This window comes from Pseudorhizobium banfieldiae (genome assembly GCF_000967425.1).
GTDB lineage: Bacteria > Pseudomonadota > Alphaproteobacteria > Rhizobiales > Rhizobiaceae > Neorhizobium > Neorhizobium banfieldiae.
Window position 1 is genome coordinate 3,277,785 of sequence record NZ_FO082820.1, and the last position, 14,716, is coordinate 3,292,500.

Consider the following 14,716-nt stretch of genomic DNA (forward strand, 5'->3'; position numbering starts at 1 on the left):
TATGCCGGACGCACAATGATTATCATGACGAGATGTCGAGGTATCGGGCAGCTACCAGTTAGGGGAGGCCGGCAATTCCCGCTACCACCATTGGCTAGCTTTCCCCCGGCCCACACTTGGTCGAGATTGGCCAGAACGGCTATCCTCTTGGAAGAATGCGACCAAGGAAGGCACCGGCCAAGTAGCCGAGATTGAGCAGGACCAGTTTGATCAGCAGCGTTCCGAGCAACGGTGCACCCAGGTTCGCGTCAAGAAGAGGTAGCGTCAAGGAGATCGCGCAATAGCCGACAACGATCGGAACGAGCGTCAAGGGTTTGAACAGCAAGCCGGTGCCGAGGCCAATTAGACACGCCAGAATCATGTGATCGTCCGCCCGATTCGCCGTCATTTTATACTCTAATGTGGCAAGGCTTCGTCACAGGCGTTCGCAGCAAGGAAATGTCGGCAGGTAATAAGTCAGGTGATGGCCATGGGCGGACGGGATAACGTCGGAGTAGTGGTAATCGGCCGCAACGAAGGCCCCCGCCTGCTTCAGTGCCTGCGGTCTGTCCAGCAGTTTCGTAGCAGGGCTGTCTACGTCGATTCTGGCTCCAGCGATGACAGTACAGCAATTGCACGTGCCCAGGGCTTCGCCGTCGTAAGCCTCGATCCTTGGCCACCTTTCACCGCTGCCCGTGCTCGAAACGCTGGGCTCGCTTATCTTCTTGAGAGTTATCGCGGACTTAGCTTCGTCCAGTTTCTGGACGGCGACTGCCTCCTGCAGACGAACTGGATTCTAACCGGTACCGGCTTCCTCGAACGCAATCAGCAAATTGCCATCGTCTTCGGTCGTCGCAGGGAACTCTATCCTGAGCGATCTACCTTCAACGCGCTCTGCGATGATGAATGGGATGGCGCGGCGGGAGAGGTTTGCGAATGTGGCGGAGACATTCTGGCAAGGGTGGATGCCCTTAGGATGGCGGGCGGCTATCGCGAACACCTTATTGCCGGAGAGGAACCGGAAATGTGCGTCAGGTTGCGAGCACTCGGCCTTCGCATTTGGAGACTGAGCGAAGAGATGTCGCTGCATGACGCCAACCTGCTGACACTCCGCCAGTGGTGGCGGCGAACTGCCCGTGCCGGTCATGCTTACATGCAGGTGTACCTGATCCACCGAACCAGCCAGCATACGATCTGGGGACGCAATCTCATCAGGGCCTTCTTTTGGTCGATGCTGCTTCCCGCAACAGCCACGGCGACGATCTTCATCCATCCTGGGATTGCAGCGATTGGATTCGTCTACCCGCTACAGCTCATTCGGCTCAAGCGGCGCCAGAAAAGCTGGGCGCGAGCGCTGTACAGTCTGCTCGGAAAATTTGCGGAAGCTCAAGGCGCGTTAAACTTCCTTAGTCGCCGAATGGCGGGGGGGAAGCCCATCCTCATCGAATACAAATGAGTGACGCAGAGCTGTCACTCGACGGGCCATATGAAGGGGTTGCCACCCTGCTCCTTCAGGCTACTTGAGAAGAAGGAACGACAGTTGCCGATTTCCGCTGGCTCGCCCTTCAAGGTCCAATAGCTCGCGCACGCTTTCTCGGCGATTTCTGTTCGACACATGGACATGTCTGCCTTATGGGAGCGACTTTCGTCCCGATGCCGTCGAGCAACGAACCAGGCCAGCCTTTGCAGCGCCAATGCGAGCTTTGGCGAAACATGTGACGGCGCTGCGGCTCCCTCGGGAGTTTCCCCAAAAAGAACGGCATAGTGGAGGGCTGCCAGATAGTAAGCGCCAAGCTCGGTCATGTGGACATCGTCGGAAAACACTCGATCAAGCTGCTGTCTCGGGGAGCCGGGAAGCTCCGGTATATCACCGGACAGGATCCGGCGAACAAGCTCCGTAAGCGCCTCCCCCGCAGGCATTACCTGGAGGGTTGCCGGCCGTTCCTCGTCGCTCAGTGACAGGTTGACCCGATCGACAATGCATTGCCAGACGGTCTCGGAATTCTTCTCATGCTCGAGCCAAGCTGTGGGTGCTGTCTTATCGATATCGAGCCAGGCATGGTAGTAGAAGGTCCGCCCCGCGGGATTTCCCTCGGTGAACCGGTCGTGGAAATGACGGAGGTATCCGACCGCGTCCTCCCAGATGATGGCACCTAACACCGAGTGGCTTTCCGCCAGGACCAGGGCATCGTAGGGCTCGCCATCCTGTGGCTGACGCAGTTCCTTCGCGATGTCGCGATCGTCACCTCCTCTGTTCTTGCCTTTGCGATATCCCGACCAGCCGCCGTCCCCCCAGGTGCGAACACGCACGGGAGAGCCGATGACGATCTGCTCCTCCCACTTAAGGGAACCGTCCTTGCTGCGGACGATTCGTTCCACCCAGTCCGGAAGCGGATTGTCCAGCAGACTATGGCCGCTGAACATCACTTTCGCACTCACGTCTTCTTCTCCCGCAAGGGCTCCACTGCCACAGACGAGAATACAGACCAGCACTATTGCCTTAGAAGCGTAGCGCGGGTGTTTATGGGCATCGCCTCGCATGAACAGACCTCCACTTCTATGTCGCGTGTCATATCCCACGACCAAGAACCCGTATCCCTTGAAGCGCGGGTGCGTCGCGGCCGACACGCTCGGCATCGGGCGCCGGGTTGAGGACCTCCGGGCGACGCAGCAGGCCCGCAATCATTCCGGCACTGACCCAGTAGATCTGGGCGATAAAGGATACACTGCTGGTCGTAGCGATCGTGAACACGATCGCAACGATTAGGCCCAGGAGCCCCTGGTAATAGGCTGCTTCATCCTTGCGCCGAAGCCAACGAACGGCCAGTTGACCGCCAAGAACTGCGAACACGGAGACGAAAAGCGCGAGTCCGAACAGCCCAAACTCCAGCACCACCTGTAGGTAGCTGTTGACGATGTCGATAATTCCTTGCCCTTGCACGAGAACTTGCAGCTCGGGGGCAGCAATGAAGTCCTTGGACCCGAGCAGTGGTTGGCGTTGAATGACAAGCAGGGACTGTTCAAACAGCCTCTCGCGATACGTTTCACTTCCCCGATCCGCAGACCCGACAAAGGGCAATAGGTTGAAGAGCCGCTCGAAGACCTGCATCGGCAGCAGGTAAATCGCCAAGAGGAGGCCGGTTATGGCAAGCATGCCGGTACGCCGTGCGCGGCTGTCGCTAAGAAGTACCACGAGTACGAACAACGCGAACCCAAGCCAGGGACCGCGAGATATACTGGCTCCCAGACCGCCCAGAAGAAGCAATACTGTCAGGCTGCGCCAGCGGGATGAAATTCTTCGATCCGTAATGGAGATGGCTGATGCGGCCGCCACCATGCACAGGAAGCCAAAGGCGATCGGCTCGATCGCCGTGACGGCCGCGCGCAGTAAGCCGTCCCTGAACAGGTAGGGCGTGATCAGGTCAATGTCCCACTCGAGGACCACCACATAATACACTCGCCAGGAGCGCCAGAACTCGAACATGCCGATCGCAGCCAAAGGGAGGGCAGCAACGACGATTGCGGTAAGGACCCGATCCAGGTGCTGCCTCGTGCGCACGATCCGGCTGAAAACGAAATAGGGAAGCAGGATATCAAGAAAGTAGCCCGGCAGGAGGCGCAGTACAGATGCGATATCATCCTGTCGCGCAGCGAGCGCCGTGAGCAAGGCCCAAAATCCGATCGCGGGCAAGTCCACGCCCCGCAGACTGCGATTGCTCGGTTCCGACCATAACCCTATGGCGACTGGTAAAAGAAGACTCAGGCTGAGAAGCCTCGGCAGGTTGAGATCCAGCACTCGATTGAAGACCCCGGGAATTCCTATTCCGACAGCAAGGCACGGGGCGGAGAAAAGCAAGACGATGTAGAGGGCCGCAGGTTCCTTGGAACGGAGATGAATAAAAACGCTCAACAGCGACATCAGCACGATGAAGACCATGAAGTCACGTGAGAGGAAGGCGAAAACTGTGGCAGCAAGCCAACTGCCCTGCCAGAGCCAAAGCTCCCGGGAAGCTATCAGAGGTGACGCCAGCCGGTTCGCCAGCAATAATGCTGGCACCGCAACGGCAATGACGTAGATGAGTGCCTTGATGTACTCCGGCATATCGTCCCCTGTGACCGCCAATGCCAGATCCCGAAGCTACACGCGCGGGCGACAACTCCGCACCATGTCCAATAGGAGTAGCTTCCCCTCCCTTTGGTATTCTTGCCCAACACGTAAATCGCAGCCTGAATGAGCACTGAAGGGAGAGCACCTTGCTTACTCGTCGAGATGCGTTGGGCCTGATTGCCGCCGGGGTGTTGGAACGCTCTGCGCTGGCAATGACAGCGCGCCGACAGGCATCAGGCAGCGTCCCCTTGGGGTTGAATTTGAGCGGAACAAGCTACTGGGCCAGCGAGACCCCCTTCACCAACCTCGCACATAATGCAGCTCCATGGCGTGTTCAGGTGCAAGGTGCTCCATTCACCTGGGATGAGCCCCTTCCCCCCCTGACCGAGGACGGCTATCCGACCAGAATACCGGACGGATCCTTTGTCGATAGCTTCCTGATCTACAGTTCGCATCGGAAGCACCTCTCGCCGACCCTGTCGCTGCACTACGACGGCCGTGGCCATATTGCCTATATCGGAGGCGCCGAGCTCGTAGAGCGCCGACCCGGCGTCGACCACGTCCGCAACCTGCGCAAAAATGACGCCTTCACCATCAGGCTCATCCATACGGCCGCCGATGATCCAATCCGCAATATCCGACTTGTCGAAAGCGAAGCCGCCACTGCGGACACCTTCCGGGGAGACTTCCTGAGCCGCTTGAAAGGCTTTTCCGTTTTGAGATTCATGGACTGGATGGCGACGAACGACTCACCGGTTAAAGCCTGGTCGGAGCGTGTCCGCCAGGGTAGCTTTGGCCGATCTCACCAGGGAGTCGCGCTGGAGACGATGATCGAGCTGGCGAACCGCTCAGGCGTGCCTCCGTGGTTCAACGTTCCACATATGGCCGATGACGACTATATTGAGCGGTTTGCGACGCAGACTCTGGAGCATCTGGACCCTGCTCTTCCTGTCTACCTAGAGTACTCAAACGAGGTGTGGAATTCAATCTTTTCCCAGGCTGCCTATGCGCAGGAGCGAGGCTTGACTGAGGGACTCTCGTCCAACCCTTTCGAAGCCCAGTTGCGCTTCTATGCGACCCGCACAACGGAAATCATCAAAATCTGGGAGCGCGTCTTTGCTGCGCAAGCTTCTCGCATCCTCGGGGTGTATGCGGCTCAGTTCGAAAATCCCTGGACCAGCGAGACCATCCTTTCGGTGCCAGGAGTGGCTGATCATGCCGATATTCTAGCAATCGCACCCTATTTCGGCGGCTCTTTCGGAGCTCCCGATCACGCCGAAGATGTTCAGACTTGGTCGCTGGATAGGCTGTTTGAAGCCCTCAATGAGGAGGTGGATAACAAGAATCGCACGCACATCCTGAGCCAACGAGCCATGGCACGCCGCTATGGATTACGCTTGGCAGCCTATGAGGGCGGCCAGCATCTGGTCGGATATGGAGGAACGGAAAATGACGATCAACTTACCGATCTGTTCATAGCAGCCAACCGCGATCGCCGCATGAACGACCTTTATGTACGTCACCTCAAGATCTGGCACGAAGCCGGTGGAGATCTCTTCGCCTTTTTCGCATCCATGGCTGAACCCAGCAAATGGGGAAGTTGGGGGCTTCTCGAATTTGAAGGCGATTGGAACCCCAAGTGGGGTGCGGTTCAGAGCCTCCTGCCGGCTTGAACGCGATGGACGAACTACTGCGGTCGCTGCCCGATACGCCTAGCGGACCGGCTCACGGTGCCGGTCCAAAATTCATTAACCTAACCAGGTTGTGCTAGCATGGTAACATAAAGCGCATTCCTTATCGCGAATCGGAGAGCGAGGATGCCGAGAAATTCCAGAGCACCGCGTACGCGTATGGAGCAACCGGATCCGGATCCAGCATGGAGTGAATGGTCGGCGCCCGTCCTCGTCAAGCTGGGCGCTCACCGTAGACTTGCAATCAAAAATCCCGCCGAAGCCCTCTCACTCCTCACCAACCGCTGGCCCGGGCGTCGGAGCGATGAATATCTCAGGGCCCGTCACCTTGCGTCCGAGTTTCTGCGTCGACGTGCTACGCGTGAGGAGGTGCGCGATGCTTTCCTCGCCGCAATCAGTGCAGAAGGCTTTCTTGACTGAGTCCGGGCGACTGGAGACAACCTGCACCGACGGTCACCGCTGTAAAACCGACCGGGTCTTGGGCTCCCGCACTTGGATTGGTCTGGTCAGGCGAACATCCAAAATCAGCCTGTACGATCTTGATCTATGGAAACTCGTAACGTGCCAACCTGTCCGCAAGTCCGTACTCACATCTCATGTTCGATGGACTGTCAAAATCGGGTGTTAAATACGGAGCGGTCAAAGCCTGTGAACTGTCCAAGGTCACAGGATGTTATGTCCTTCTGTCGCCGGACTTAGGGGTGCCCCCCAACCCCATCTTCTTTGCCAACTGCGAACGCTTCTCCGAATACAAAGGGGCAACCATTGGATAATCCGAAACAAGGTTCCATTTCGCTCGGTAGTCGTTCGGGCTCATCTGATGCTGTTCCCGCAAGTGGCGTTTCAGCGACTTGAAGGGCAATCCGTCTTCAAGACAGACTAGATGCTCCGGAGTCAGCGAATTCTCAACAGGAACCGCCGAACTTCGAACGTCGATAGCTCCAGTTACCTGCGACGACGCAATCTTTCGTAAGGCGCAGCGAACGGTGATTATGAGCGATGGCAACTGGGCTTTCGGCACGTTGTGCGCACGAACATAAGCCGCCACAATGCGAACTGCCAACTCGTCCGATGCAACTACTTTCCGAGACCCAAACGATAGTCCTCCCTCGATCGTGCCCCCCGGCGTGGTGTAGCTTTGGCGGTCGCCGTGCTTCCGGACAGAGCCGGGAATGGATCAGCTTGCGGCTGGCAGGCTGATGAGCGGATCATCGCTCATCGTGGCGATTGTCTCAAGTGTCATGTAGCGGGACCGCTGGACGGCCCATTCGTCGTTCTGTTCGAGCAGCAGCGCACCGACTAGGCGCATGATGGCGTCGTCGTTTGGGAAGATGCCGACGACCTCTGTGCGTCGCTTGATCTCACCGTTCAATCGCTCAATCGGGTTTGTCGAGTGGAGTTTGGCCCAATGCTGCTTGGGAAAGGTCATGTAGGCGAGCACGTCTTGCTCGGCACTGTCCATGAGACTGGCGAGTTTGGGCACCTTCGGCCTGATCTGGTCGGCGACGTTGCGCCATTGGGTACTTGCAGCCTCTGACGTGTCTTGGGCAAAGGCCGTGGCGATGAAGGCGGAGACAACACGGCGTCCGCTCTTTCCGGCATGGGCGAGCGCATTGCGCATGAAGTGAACCCTGCAGCGCTGCCAGGTGGCCGAGAGAACCTTGGAGACGGCGGCTTTTATGCCTTCATGTGCGTCAGAGACGACGAGCTTGACGCCACGCAGACCCCGCCTTGTCAGCTTACGCAGGAACTCTGTCCAGATCGCCTCGGCCTCGGATGTGCCGATCTCCATACCGAGCACCTCGCGTCGACCGTCGGTGTTGACGCCGACGGCGATGATGACGGCGACGGAGACGATGCGCCCGCCGCGCCGGACCTTGAGGTAGGTCGCATCGATCCAAAGGTAGGGCCATTCCCCTTCGATGGGCCTGTCGAGGAAGGCCTTCACCTTCTCGTCGATCTCCTCGCAGAGCCGGGATACCTGGCTCTTGGAGATGCCCGACATGCCCATGGCCTTAACGAGGTCATCGACGGATCGGGTCGAGACGCCTTGGATATAGGCCTCTTGGATCACCGCCGTCAGGGCCTTCTCTGCCATGCGGCGTGGTTCGAGAAAGCTTGGAAAATAGCTGCCTGTGCGAAGCTTCGGAATGCGCAGCTCGACGGTGCCCGCCCGTGTCTCCCAGTCCCGGTCGCGATAGCCGTTGCGCTGGGCAAGTCGGAAGCCATTCTTCTCGCCATAACCCGCGCCCGTCTTTGTGCCGACCTCCAGCGCCATCAGCTTCTCGGCAGCGAAGCCGATCATCTCGCGCAGCAAATCGGCGTCGGCGCTCTTCTCAACGAGTGAGCGCAGGTTCATCATGTCGTCGGTCATCGGTGGTGTCCCTCAGGTTGGCTCTAAGCAACCCGACCCTACCGGAAAACACTGGTGACCACCGCTACGCCGCCCGCTCCCTACAGCACCTTGGAGGGTGCACTCGCGAGCGGCTTCGCTATCACCCAGCTACACCACTCGGCGGGACACGATCCCTCCCTCACCCATGCAAGCGTCTCCCTCGCTCGGCCTCCCCAAAGACCGAGGAGGAGTGGCCATGGAACCTATTGTCGGGCAAGTCTAGGCGGGTGCCTCGCATCCTGAAAGATCACCCAAAGCAGTAGTACTTCCTACCGCAGAGGACCGATTTGTAGCCAAGCTGTCATGGCTCCAACGTTACCAGATACGGGCGGTCCCGGACCTGGCTGCTCGGCCACCCGGCTTCTCGAACTGCCGCAGCAGCTGATGGTCGGGGAACGCCAAGATGTTCTCGTAGCTGCGCGGCTCAGGTTCCCTGACTTGTCTTAGGACAGGCTCCTCGCCATGCTTCAACTGCCCCCTCAGTTTCGCCAGCGGAGAAGCGGATGCTGGAGCAAAAACGAGTTCGCAGAAGAGGTAGCTGGGCAAGCAGCTCCCGATTTCAAGGGAAGGCCTTGTTCTCTGAATGCTGCCCGTGAAACTCAAAGGCAAGGATCGGACGGTAACGGGATATGGTGGATCGGAGGCCGCGCAAAACCGCAGGTTCAAAGCCTTCCACGTCGATCTTGATGAAGTCCAGTCGGCTCAGTCGCAGATCATCAACCACAACATCGCCCGGGTGAACCTGGATCGGCTTGATCCGACACCGCTCTACGGGCTTCTCATCTCCCATGAAACCACTGTTGCCCAGATTGCCGTCGAGGTTTTCTCGGAATGCCAAGACCTCGTCACGCTCCCCCAAAGCCACCTGATGGGCTGTCACATGAACGAGATTGTTCGCTTCGATATTCCGCGTTAGGCGCCGAAACGTCTCCGCGTTCGGTTCGAAACAATGAATTATGGAAAAGTCGCCGCTGAGGTAGATTGAATGATTGCCAATATTCGCGCCGATATCCAACGCAAACTGCCCCTTCCGGGAAGCGCCCCCGCAAGAAATGTAGAAACCGTCTCTCGTAGGTATCTTCCACGAAGATGGCGCGATCGACATACTCGCGCGGATCGAGGTGGAAAACAAAGCCCTCATTTGTTCGGTGAACAAAGCTGTTTTGCTTTTTGATCAGGCGCCTCTTTCGCGCAGGGCGTAGGAACATCTCTTCAAGCAATCTGTGTAGAGCGTAGCTTGTGTGTGGCATCTCTAGACTGCCTTCAGCTTCCGTATATGCTGCCTCGGCCAACCACTTGTTGGTGTCCTTGTCCTCCATTGAGACTGAGAAGTTTACACTTCCCGCTCCCTTAGGCGGAAGAACCCTTCAGACGGAGCGCCCCCGTTTTGCCCGTAGAACCAGCTTCAGGCGGGCATAAATCTCCTCTGGCGAGCGATGAGAAGAAAGCTGATGGAGGCTTTCAGCGAGAATGCGAAGCTGGTCATCCGCCTGCTCAGAGTCGCGTATGCGTGCAAGCTTATCATTGATGACCATGGACAGCTTTTCGTCGGCGCCAACTGCCATTTTACGTTCCCGATAACCTAGCACGTCACTATTCGGCAAATTCGGGGACGCATGAAGATATGCTTTCGAGGTAGGACCACATTTCCCGGAGGCTCCCTCAGCGCGATCGGAGACTGGTGGTCACTCCTGATCATCCGCGATGCTTTCGATGGTAAGCGACGTTCGGTGACTTCCAAACCGGGCTCGGCATAAGCAGGGGCGTGTTGACCACTCGACTGCGCGATCTTGTCGAGCGAGGGATTTTGAGACTGCGCCAGCGTCGGATGGGACTGTGGAGTGCACGCCGAAACACAGCCCAAAGACCGCTATGGCTGTACCAATCGCCAGCAGAAGCTGCCAATCGAGCACCTGGGCAAGATCGTCTGCACCAACAGCAAGACGATTAGCCGTCCGGAGCTGGAGAAGCGGGTCGTTGCGGCGATACCGGACAATCTCCTCGGAGCGGACAACGTTGACCGGTTGAACCGAGAGATGTCCGCTTCGCTCGGACAGAAGCGGATTGAAGCCTCGGCAGAACCAACCAGGCTGGCGGCAGAGATCAAGGCTCTTGAGGTCAAGCAAAGGGCATTGGGGGAGACGATCGTCGAGCGGATGATGGCGGGCCATCGAAAGATTCCGGCGCTCGATGCCAAGCTCGATGAACTGGAGAAGCAACGCCTTGCCCTGCAAGAGCGACTGGATCAACTCCCACCTGGAGCGACGTCATCTGGCGGCATTCCGCCCGTCATCAACTCCAGCGTGCTGCAGGCGCCGATCCGAGCGTTAAAGCATACAAGGCTCTCCTACACCGGCGACCGTGGAAGCCAGATCTGGATCGACTTCATGCGGCGGATCATCAGCAAGGTTGTCATCGAGCCCTCAGCTGATGGCAAGTCGGCAGACCTTTCGATCCACGGCCACCTCGCCGCCATCCTGGCAGCCCAGGAAGCGTGGCGGGAAGCATCACGGGAACTGCGTGAGCAGCATTCGGCCGGGTTCGTCCGCAAGCGGGCTGCTGGTGAGTTCAAGACTGTGCAGGAGAAGGTGAAGTATCTGAACCGGTGTCAGGCGCTCCTTGCGGAGAAGGAGGCTGAGTGGGTGCGGTTACAAGTCTCGTTGGTTGCGGGGGCAGGATTTGAACCTGCGGCCTTCAGGTTATGAGCCTGACGAGCTACCGGGCTGCTCCACCCCGCGTCACCAAGAGTCCGGGTTTTGGGCCCGGGAGCGAAGTCAGGCGTAGCCTGATGAGGTGAGGCCGTCAAGATATCGATCCAGTGGATCGATATTAGGCCGAACGGGCTGCTCCACCCCGCGTCACCAAGGATACGGACTTTTCTGGTCCGGAAGGGATGCTTGTTTTTCGTGTTTCTGAGAAGATTGTATTGTCCGCTTTTGTTTTGCGGCATTGCCTTTAATAGACCTGGCAGCGACCTACTCTCCCGCGTCTTGAGACGAAGTACCATTGGCGCTGGGGCGTTTCACGGCCGTGTTCGGAATGGGAACGGGTGCGGCCGCCCCGCCATGACCACCAGGTCGATTAAGGGCAATGAACCAACATTTCTGTTGGCATGTGTTGAGAAGCTGGATTTTGGTTCATCGCCTTTGCTTTGTCCTGACGGGCTGATCGTGACCTGCCGGTCGCGGCCCTGCGGACGGTCGCCAAAGTCCTCGGGCTTGACCCGGGGATTGGCGACGGCCTTTGGCCTGTATGGCTGCCCCGCGCTCTTATCGAGCAAGGGCGCCAACAGTTGGCGATGGTCTTGTTGAACACGTCATGGCTTCATCTTGGCGTCTTGCGACGCGTGATGAGCATGATCAATGAGAACGATCAAGTCGATCGGGCTATTAGTAAGGCTAAGCTTCATGCATTGCTGCACGTCCACACGCCTCCTATCAACGTGGTCGTCTTCCACGGCCCTGATAGGGAATACTCGTTTTCAGGTGGGTTTCCCGCTTAGATGCCTTCAGCGGTTATCCCTTCCATATATAGCTACCCTGCTATGCCCTTGGCAGGACAACAGGTCCACCAGAGATATGTCCATCCCGGTCCTCTCGTACTAGGGACAGATCCTGTCAATATTCCTACACCCACGGCAGATAGGGACCGAACTGTCTCACGACGTTCTGAACCCAGCTCACGTACCGCTTTAATTGGCGAACAGCCAAACCCTTGGGACCTGCTCCAGCCCCAGGATGCGATGAGCCGACATCGAGGTGCCAAACAACCCCGTCGATATGGACTCTTGGGGGTCATCAGCCTGTTATCCCCGGCGTACCTTTTATCCGTTGAGCGATGGCCCTTCCACGCGGGACCACCGGATCACTATGACCGACTTTCGTCTCTGCTCGACTTGTCAGTCTCGCAGTCAGGCGGGCTTATGCCATTGCACTCGACGACCGATTTCCGACCGGTCTGAGCCCACCATCGCGCGCCTCCGTTACTCTTTCGGAGGCGACCGCCCCAGTCAAACTACCCACCATACACTGTCCCGGATCCGGATGACGGACCGCGGTTAGACATCCATGACGATAAGGGTGGTATTTCAAGGATGGCTCCACGAAGACTGGCGTCCCCGCTTCAAAGCCTACCACCTATCCTACACATGCCGACACGAATGCCAGTGTAAAGCTATAGTAAAGGTGCACGGGGTCTTTCCGTCTGACCGCAGGAACCCCGCATCTTCACGGGGAATTCAATTTCACTGAGTCTATGTTGGAGACAGCGGGGAAGTCGTTACGCCATTCGTGCAGGTCGGAACTTACCCGACAAGGAATTTCGCTACCTTAGGACCGTTATAGTTACGGCCGCCGTTTACTGGGGCTTCGATTCAAAGCTTGCACCTCTCCTCTTAACCTTCCAGCACCGGGCAGGCGTCAGACCCTATACGTCGTCTTTCGACTTCGCAGAGCCCTGTGTTTTTGATAAACAGTCGCTACCCCCTGGTCTGTGCCACCCCTTCCTGGTTGCCCAAAAAGGGGTCACGCTTCTTCCGAAGTTACGCGTGCAATTTGCCGAGTTCCTTCAACATAGTTCTCTCAAGCGCCTTGGTATACTCTACCTGACCACCTGTGTCGGTTTCGGGTACGGTCTATAATGATGGAGCTATTTCCTGGAACCTCTTCGCTGCACAACCAATCCAGTAAGGTTGAACAACACACGAGATCCGTCACTACCACCAGGCCCACGAATATTAACGTGGTTCCCATCGACTACGCATGTCTGCCTCGTCTTAGGGGCCGGCTAACCCTGCTCAGATTAACTTTAAGCAGGAACCCTTGGTCTTTCGGCGAGAGGGTCTCTCACCCTCTTTGTCGTTACTCATGTCAACATTCGCACTTCCGATACCTCCAGAGGCCCTCACGGGTCCTCCTTCACAGGCTTACGGAACGCTCCGCTACCACTTGCAGTAAACTGCAAATCCTCAGCTTCGGTGCATGGCTTTAGCCCCGTTACATTTTCGGCGCAAAGACCCTTATTTAGACCAGTGAGCTGTTACGCTTTCTTTAAATGATGGCTGCTTCTAAGCCAACATCCTGGTTGTTTTGGGATCCTCACATCCTTTCCCACTTAGCCATGACTTGGGGACCTTAGCTGGAGGTCAGGGTTGTTGCCCTCTTCACGACGGACGTTAGCACCCGCCGTGTGTCTGCCGACTAGTACTCCCCGGTATTCGGAGTTTGGTTAGGATCAGTAAGACGGTGAGTCCCCATAGCCCATCCAGTGCTCTACCCCCGGGGGTATTCGGTCGACGCTCTACCTAAATAGATTTCGCGGAGAACCAGCTATTTCCGAGTTTGATTGGCCTTTCACCCCTAGCCACAAGTCATCCCAATCTATTGCAACAGATGCGGGTTCGGCCCTCCAGTTGGTGTTACCCAACCTTCAGCCTGCTCATGGCTAGATCACTCGGTTTCGGGTCTAATGCAACATACTCAATCGCCCTGTTCAGACTCGCTTTCGCTGCGCCTACACCTACCGGCTTAAGCTTGCATGTTACACTAAGTCGTTGACCCATTATACAAAAGGTACGCCGTCACCCTTGCGGGCTCCGACTGTTTGTAGGCATCCGGTTTCAGGTTCTATTTCACTCCCCTCGTCGGGGTGCTTTTCACCTTTCCCTCACGGTACTTGTTCGCTATCGGTCATGCACGAGTACTTAGGCTTGGAGAGTGGTCTCCCCATGTTCAGACAGGATTTCACGTGTCCCGCCCTACTCAAGGACAATCAGTGTTCTACGCCTACGGGGCTGTCACCCACTATAGCCAAGCTTTCCAACTTGTTCGGCTTTATTCCTGATTGCCACTGGCCTGGTCCGCGTTCGCTCGCCACTACTTGCGGAGTCTCGGTTGATGTCCTTTCCTGCAGGTACTTAGATGTTTCAGTTCCCTGCGTTCGCTTCTTATCCCTATGTATTCAGAATAAGATACCTTATCACAATGCTTGGAAACCTGTTTGGCCCTGTCCTCACGCTGCCGCGATCTTCGATCGCTTCGCTGCGGACGGCGCGGCGCATCAGCGCCGACGGGCTAGCCCCTGTACGGGAAGTCCCACACAAGCCATCTAGCCAACTAAACAGATTTCCCAAGCATCTAAGGTGGGTTGCCCCATTCGGAGATCCATGGATCAAAGCTCATTCGCAGCTCCCCACGGCTTATCGCAGCGTATCACGTCCTTCTTCGCCTGTGCATGCCAAGGCATCCACCAAATGCCCTTACGACACTTAATCGTTCTCATTGCCAATGCTCATCATCTAGTCGACCGTTCCTCAGAACGAGCAACAGACCGGGCTACCTTTAACAACCCAGCCAACTCAACAATGCCATCGACGTGTTCGATCGGTCCGCTTTATTGGAGCTACGCCGAGCAGCTCGCTTGCGGCCGATCTTAAGACCAGCTTCTCGAGATTAAATCCGGGACCGCGCGGTCAGGCAACGGCCATCCATCAAATCGTCAGAAGCACCACAAGGGCGCCAACAACGACTTAACCAGAGTGACAAG

The 14,716-nt window shown here is 57.1% G+C and carries 10 protein-coding genes, 1 tRNA gene, 2 rRNA genes and 1 pseudogene; 4 read left to right on the plus strand and 10 right to left on the minus strand.

What is annotated here, in order from left to right; genetic code table 11:
- Positions 1 to 139 precede the first annotated feature (139 nt).
- A complete protein-coding gene (locus tag NT26_RS15955; protein ID WP_052640222.1) occupies positions 140 to 388 on the minus strand; it encodes a hypothetical protein in 249 nt (82 codons plus the stop codon).
- A 75-nt stretch (positions 389 to 463) separates the two neighbouring features.
- Here NT26_RS15955 and NT26_RS15960 point away from each other — a divergent pair, with 75 nt between their 5' ends.
- Positions 464 to 1,435 (plus strand): glycosyltransferase family 2 protein, encoded by a 972-nt coding sequence (locus NT26_RS15960; RefSeq protein ID WP_065814550.1) that lies wholly within the window; start codon positions 464 to 466, stop codon positions 1,433 to 1,435.
- 14 nt (positions 1,436 to 1,449) lie between these two features.
- Here NT26_RS15960 and NT26_RS15965 read toward each other — a convergent pair whose 3' ends face one another.
- Both NT26_RS15965 and NT26_RS15970 read right to left on the minus strand, forming a co-directional pair.
- Positions 1,450 to 2,418: a hypothetical protein gene (locus NT26_RS15965; RefSeq protein ID WP_152338632.1), complete on the minus strand. Its 969-nt coding sequence runs from the start codon at positions 2,416 to 2,418 to the stop codon at positions 1,450 to 1,452.
- A 130-nt stretch (positions 2,419 to 2,548) separates the two neighbouring features.
- Positions 2,549 to 3,916 (minus strand): O-antigen ligase family protein, encoded by a 1,368-nt coding sequence (locus NT26_RS15970; RefSeq protein ID WP_162197796.1) that lies wholly within the window; start codon positions 3,914 to 3,916, stop codon positions 2,549 to 2,551.
- A gap of 317 nt (positions 3,917 to 4,233) precedes the next feature.
- On the opposite strand from NT26_RS15970, the gene NT26_RS15975 reads away from it, so the two are divergent.
- Positions 4,234 to 5,760, plus strand: coding sequence for a hypothetical protein (locus tag NT26_RS15975; RefSeq protein ID WP_244467630.1), 1,527 nt, complete (start codon positions 4,234 to 4,236; stop codon positions 5,758 to 5,760).
- A gap of 177 nt (positions 5,761 to 5,937) precedes the next feature.
- A complete protein-coding gene (locus NT26_RS23425; RefSeq protein WP_052640228.1) occupies positions 5,938 to 6,198 on the plus strand; it encodes a DUF982 domain-containing protein in 261 nt (86 codons plus the stop codon).
- 253 nt (positions 6,199 to 6,451) lie between these two features.
- On the opposite strand, the gene NT26_RS22455 is transcribed toward NT26_RS23425, so the two are convergent.
- The 4 genes from NT26_RS22455 to NT26_RS16000 all read right to left on the minus strand — a co-directional run bounded on the left by NT26_RS22455 (position 6,452) and on the right by NT26_RS16000 (position 9,738).
- Positions 6,452 to 6,841: a Ros/MucR family transcriptional regulator gene (locus tag NT26_RS22455; protein WP_244467631.1), complete on the minus strand. Its 390-nt coding sequence runs from the start codon at positions 6,839 to 6,841 to the stop codon at positions 6,452 to 6,454.
- 114 nt (positions 6,842 to 6,955) lie between these two features.
- Entirely contained in the window at positions 6,956 to 8,152 is a 1,197-nt protein-coding gene (locus NT26_RS15985) for an IS256 family transposase (RefSeq protein WP_052637467.1), read from the minus strand.
- A 580-nt stretch (positions 8,153 to 8,732) separates the two neighbouring features.
- On the minus strand, positions 8,733 to 9,314 hold the full coding sequence (locus tag NT26_RS23430) for an FkbM family methyltransferase (RefSeq protein WP_425287737.1): 582 nt from the start codon (positions 9,312 to 9,314) through the stop codon (positions 8,733 to 8,735).
- 226 nt (positions 9,315 to 9,540) lie between these two features.
- The gene (locus NT26_RS16000; protein ID WP_052640234.1) at positions 9,541 to 9,738 is read right to left on the minus strand and encodes a hypothetical protein; all 198 of its coding nucleotides are present in this window, start codon (positions 9,736 to 9,738) and stop codon (positions 9,541 to 9,543) included.
- Between the two features lie 51 nt (positions 9,739 to 9,789).
- Here NT26_RS16000 and NT26_RS23175 point away from each other — a divergent pair.
- Positions 9,790 to 10,009, plus strand: a pseudogene (locus NT26_RS23175) (winged helix-turn-helix transcriptional regulator); the annotation flags it as partial.
- 825 nt (positions 10,010 to 10,834) lie between these two features.
- Here NT26_RS23175 and NT26_RS16010 read toward each other — a convergent pair.
- The 3 genes from NT26_RS16010 to NT26_RS16020 form a co-directional block, all read right to left on the minus strand.
- Positions 10,835 to 10,911, minus strand: a tRNA-Met gene (locus tag NT26_RS16010).
- Between the two features lie 224 nt (positions 10,912 to 11,135).
- Positions 11,136 to 11,250: ribosomal RNA gene (gene rrf, locus NT26_RS16015) — 5S ribosomal RNA — on the minus strand.
- Between the two features lie 291 nt (positions 11,251 to 11,541).
- A 23S ribosomal RNA gene (locus NT26_RS16020) occupies positions 11,542 to 14,444 on the minus strand.
- Positions 14,445 to 14,716 lie beyond the last annotated feature (272 nt).

Excerpts from the sequence above, each read along its gene's own strand:
- NT26_RS23425 (WP_052640228.1), top strand. The coding sequence starts at position 5,938 with ATGGAGCAACCGGATCCGGATCCAGCATGGAGTGAATGGTCGGCGCCC.
- NT26_RS15955 (WP_052640222.1), bottom strand. The coding sequence starts at position 388 with ATGACGGCGAATCGGGCGGACGATCACATGATTCTGGCGTGTCTAATT.
- NT26_RS15960 (WP_065814550.1), top strand. The coding sequence starts at position 464 with ATGGCCATGGGCGGACGGGATAACGTCGGAGTAGTGGTAATCGGCCGC.
- NT26_RS23430 (WP_425287737.1), bottom strand. The coding sequence starts at position 9,314 with ATGAGGGCTTTGTTTTCCACCTCGATCCGCGCGAGTATGTCGATCGCG.
- NT26_RS16000 (WP_052640234.1), bottom strand. The coding sequence starts at position 9,738 with ATGGCAGTTGGCGCCGACGAAAAGCTGTCCATGGTCATCAATGATAAG.
- NT26_RS15985 (WP_052637467.1), bottom strand. The coding sequence starts at position 8,152 with ATGACCGACGACATGATGAACCTGCGCTCACTCGTTGAGAAGAGCGCC.
- NT26_RS15970 (WP_162197796.1), bottom strand. The coding sequence starts at position 3,916 with ATGGTCTTCATCGTGCTGATGTCGCTGTTGAGCGTTTTTATTCATCTC.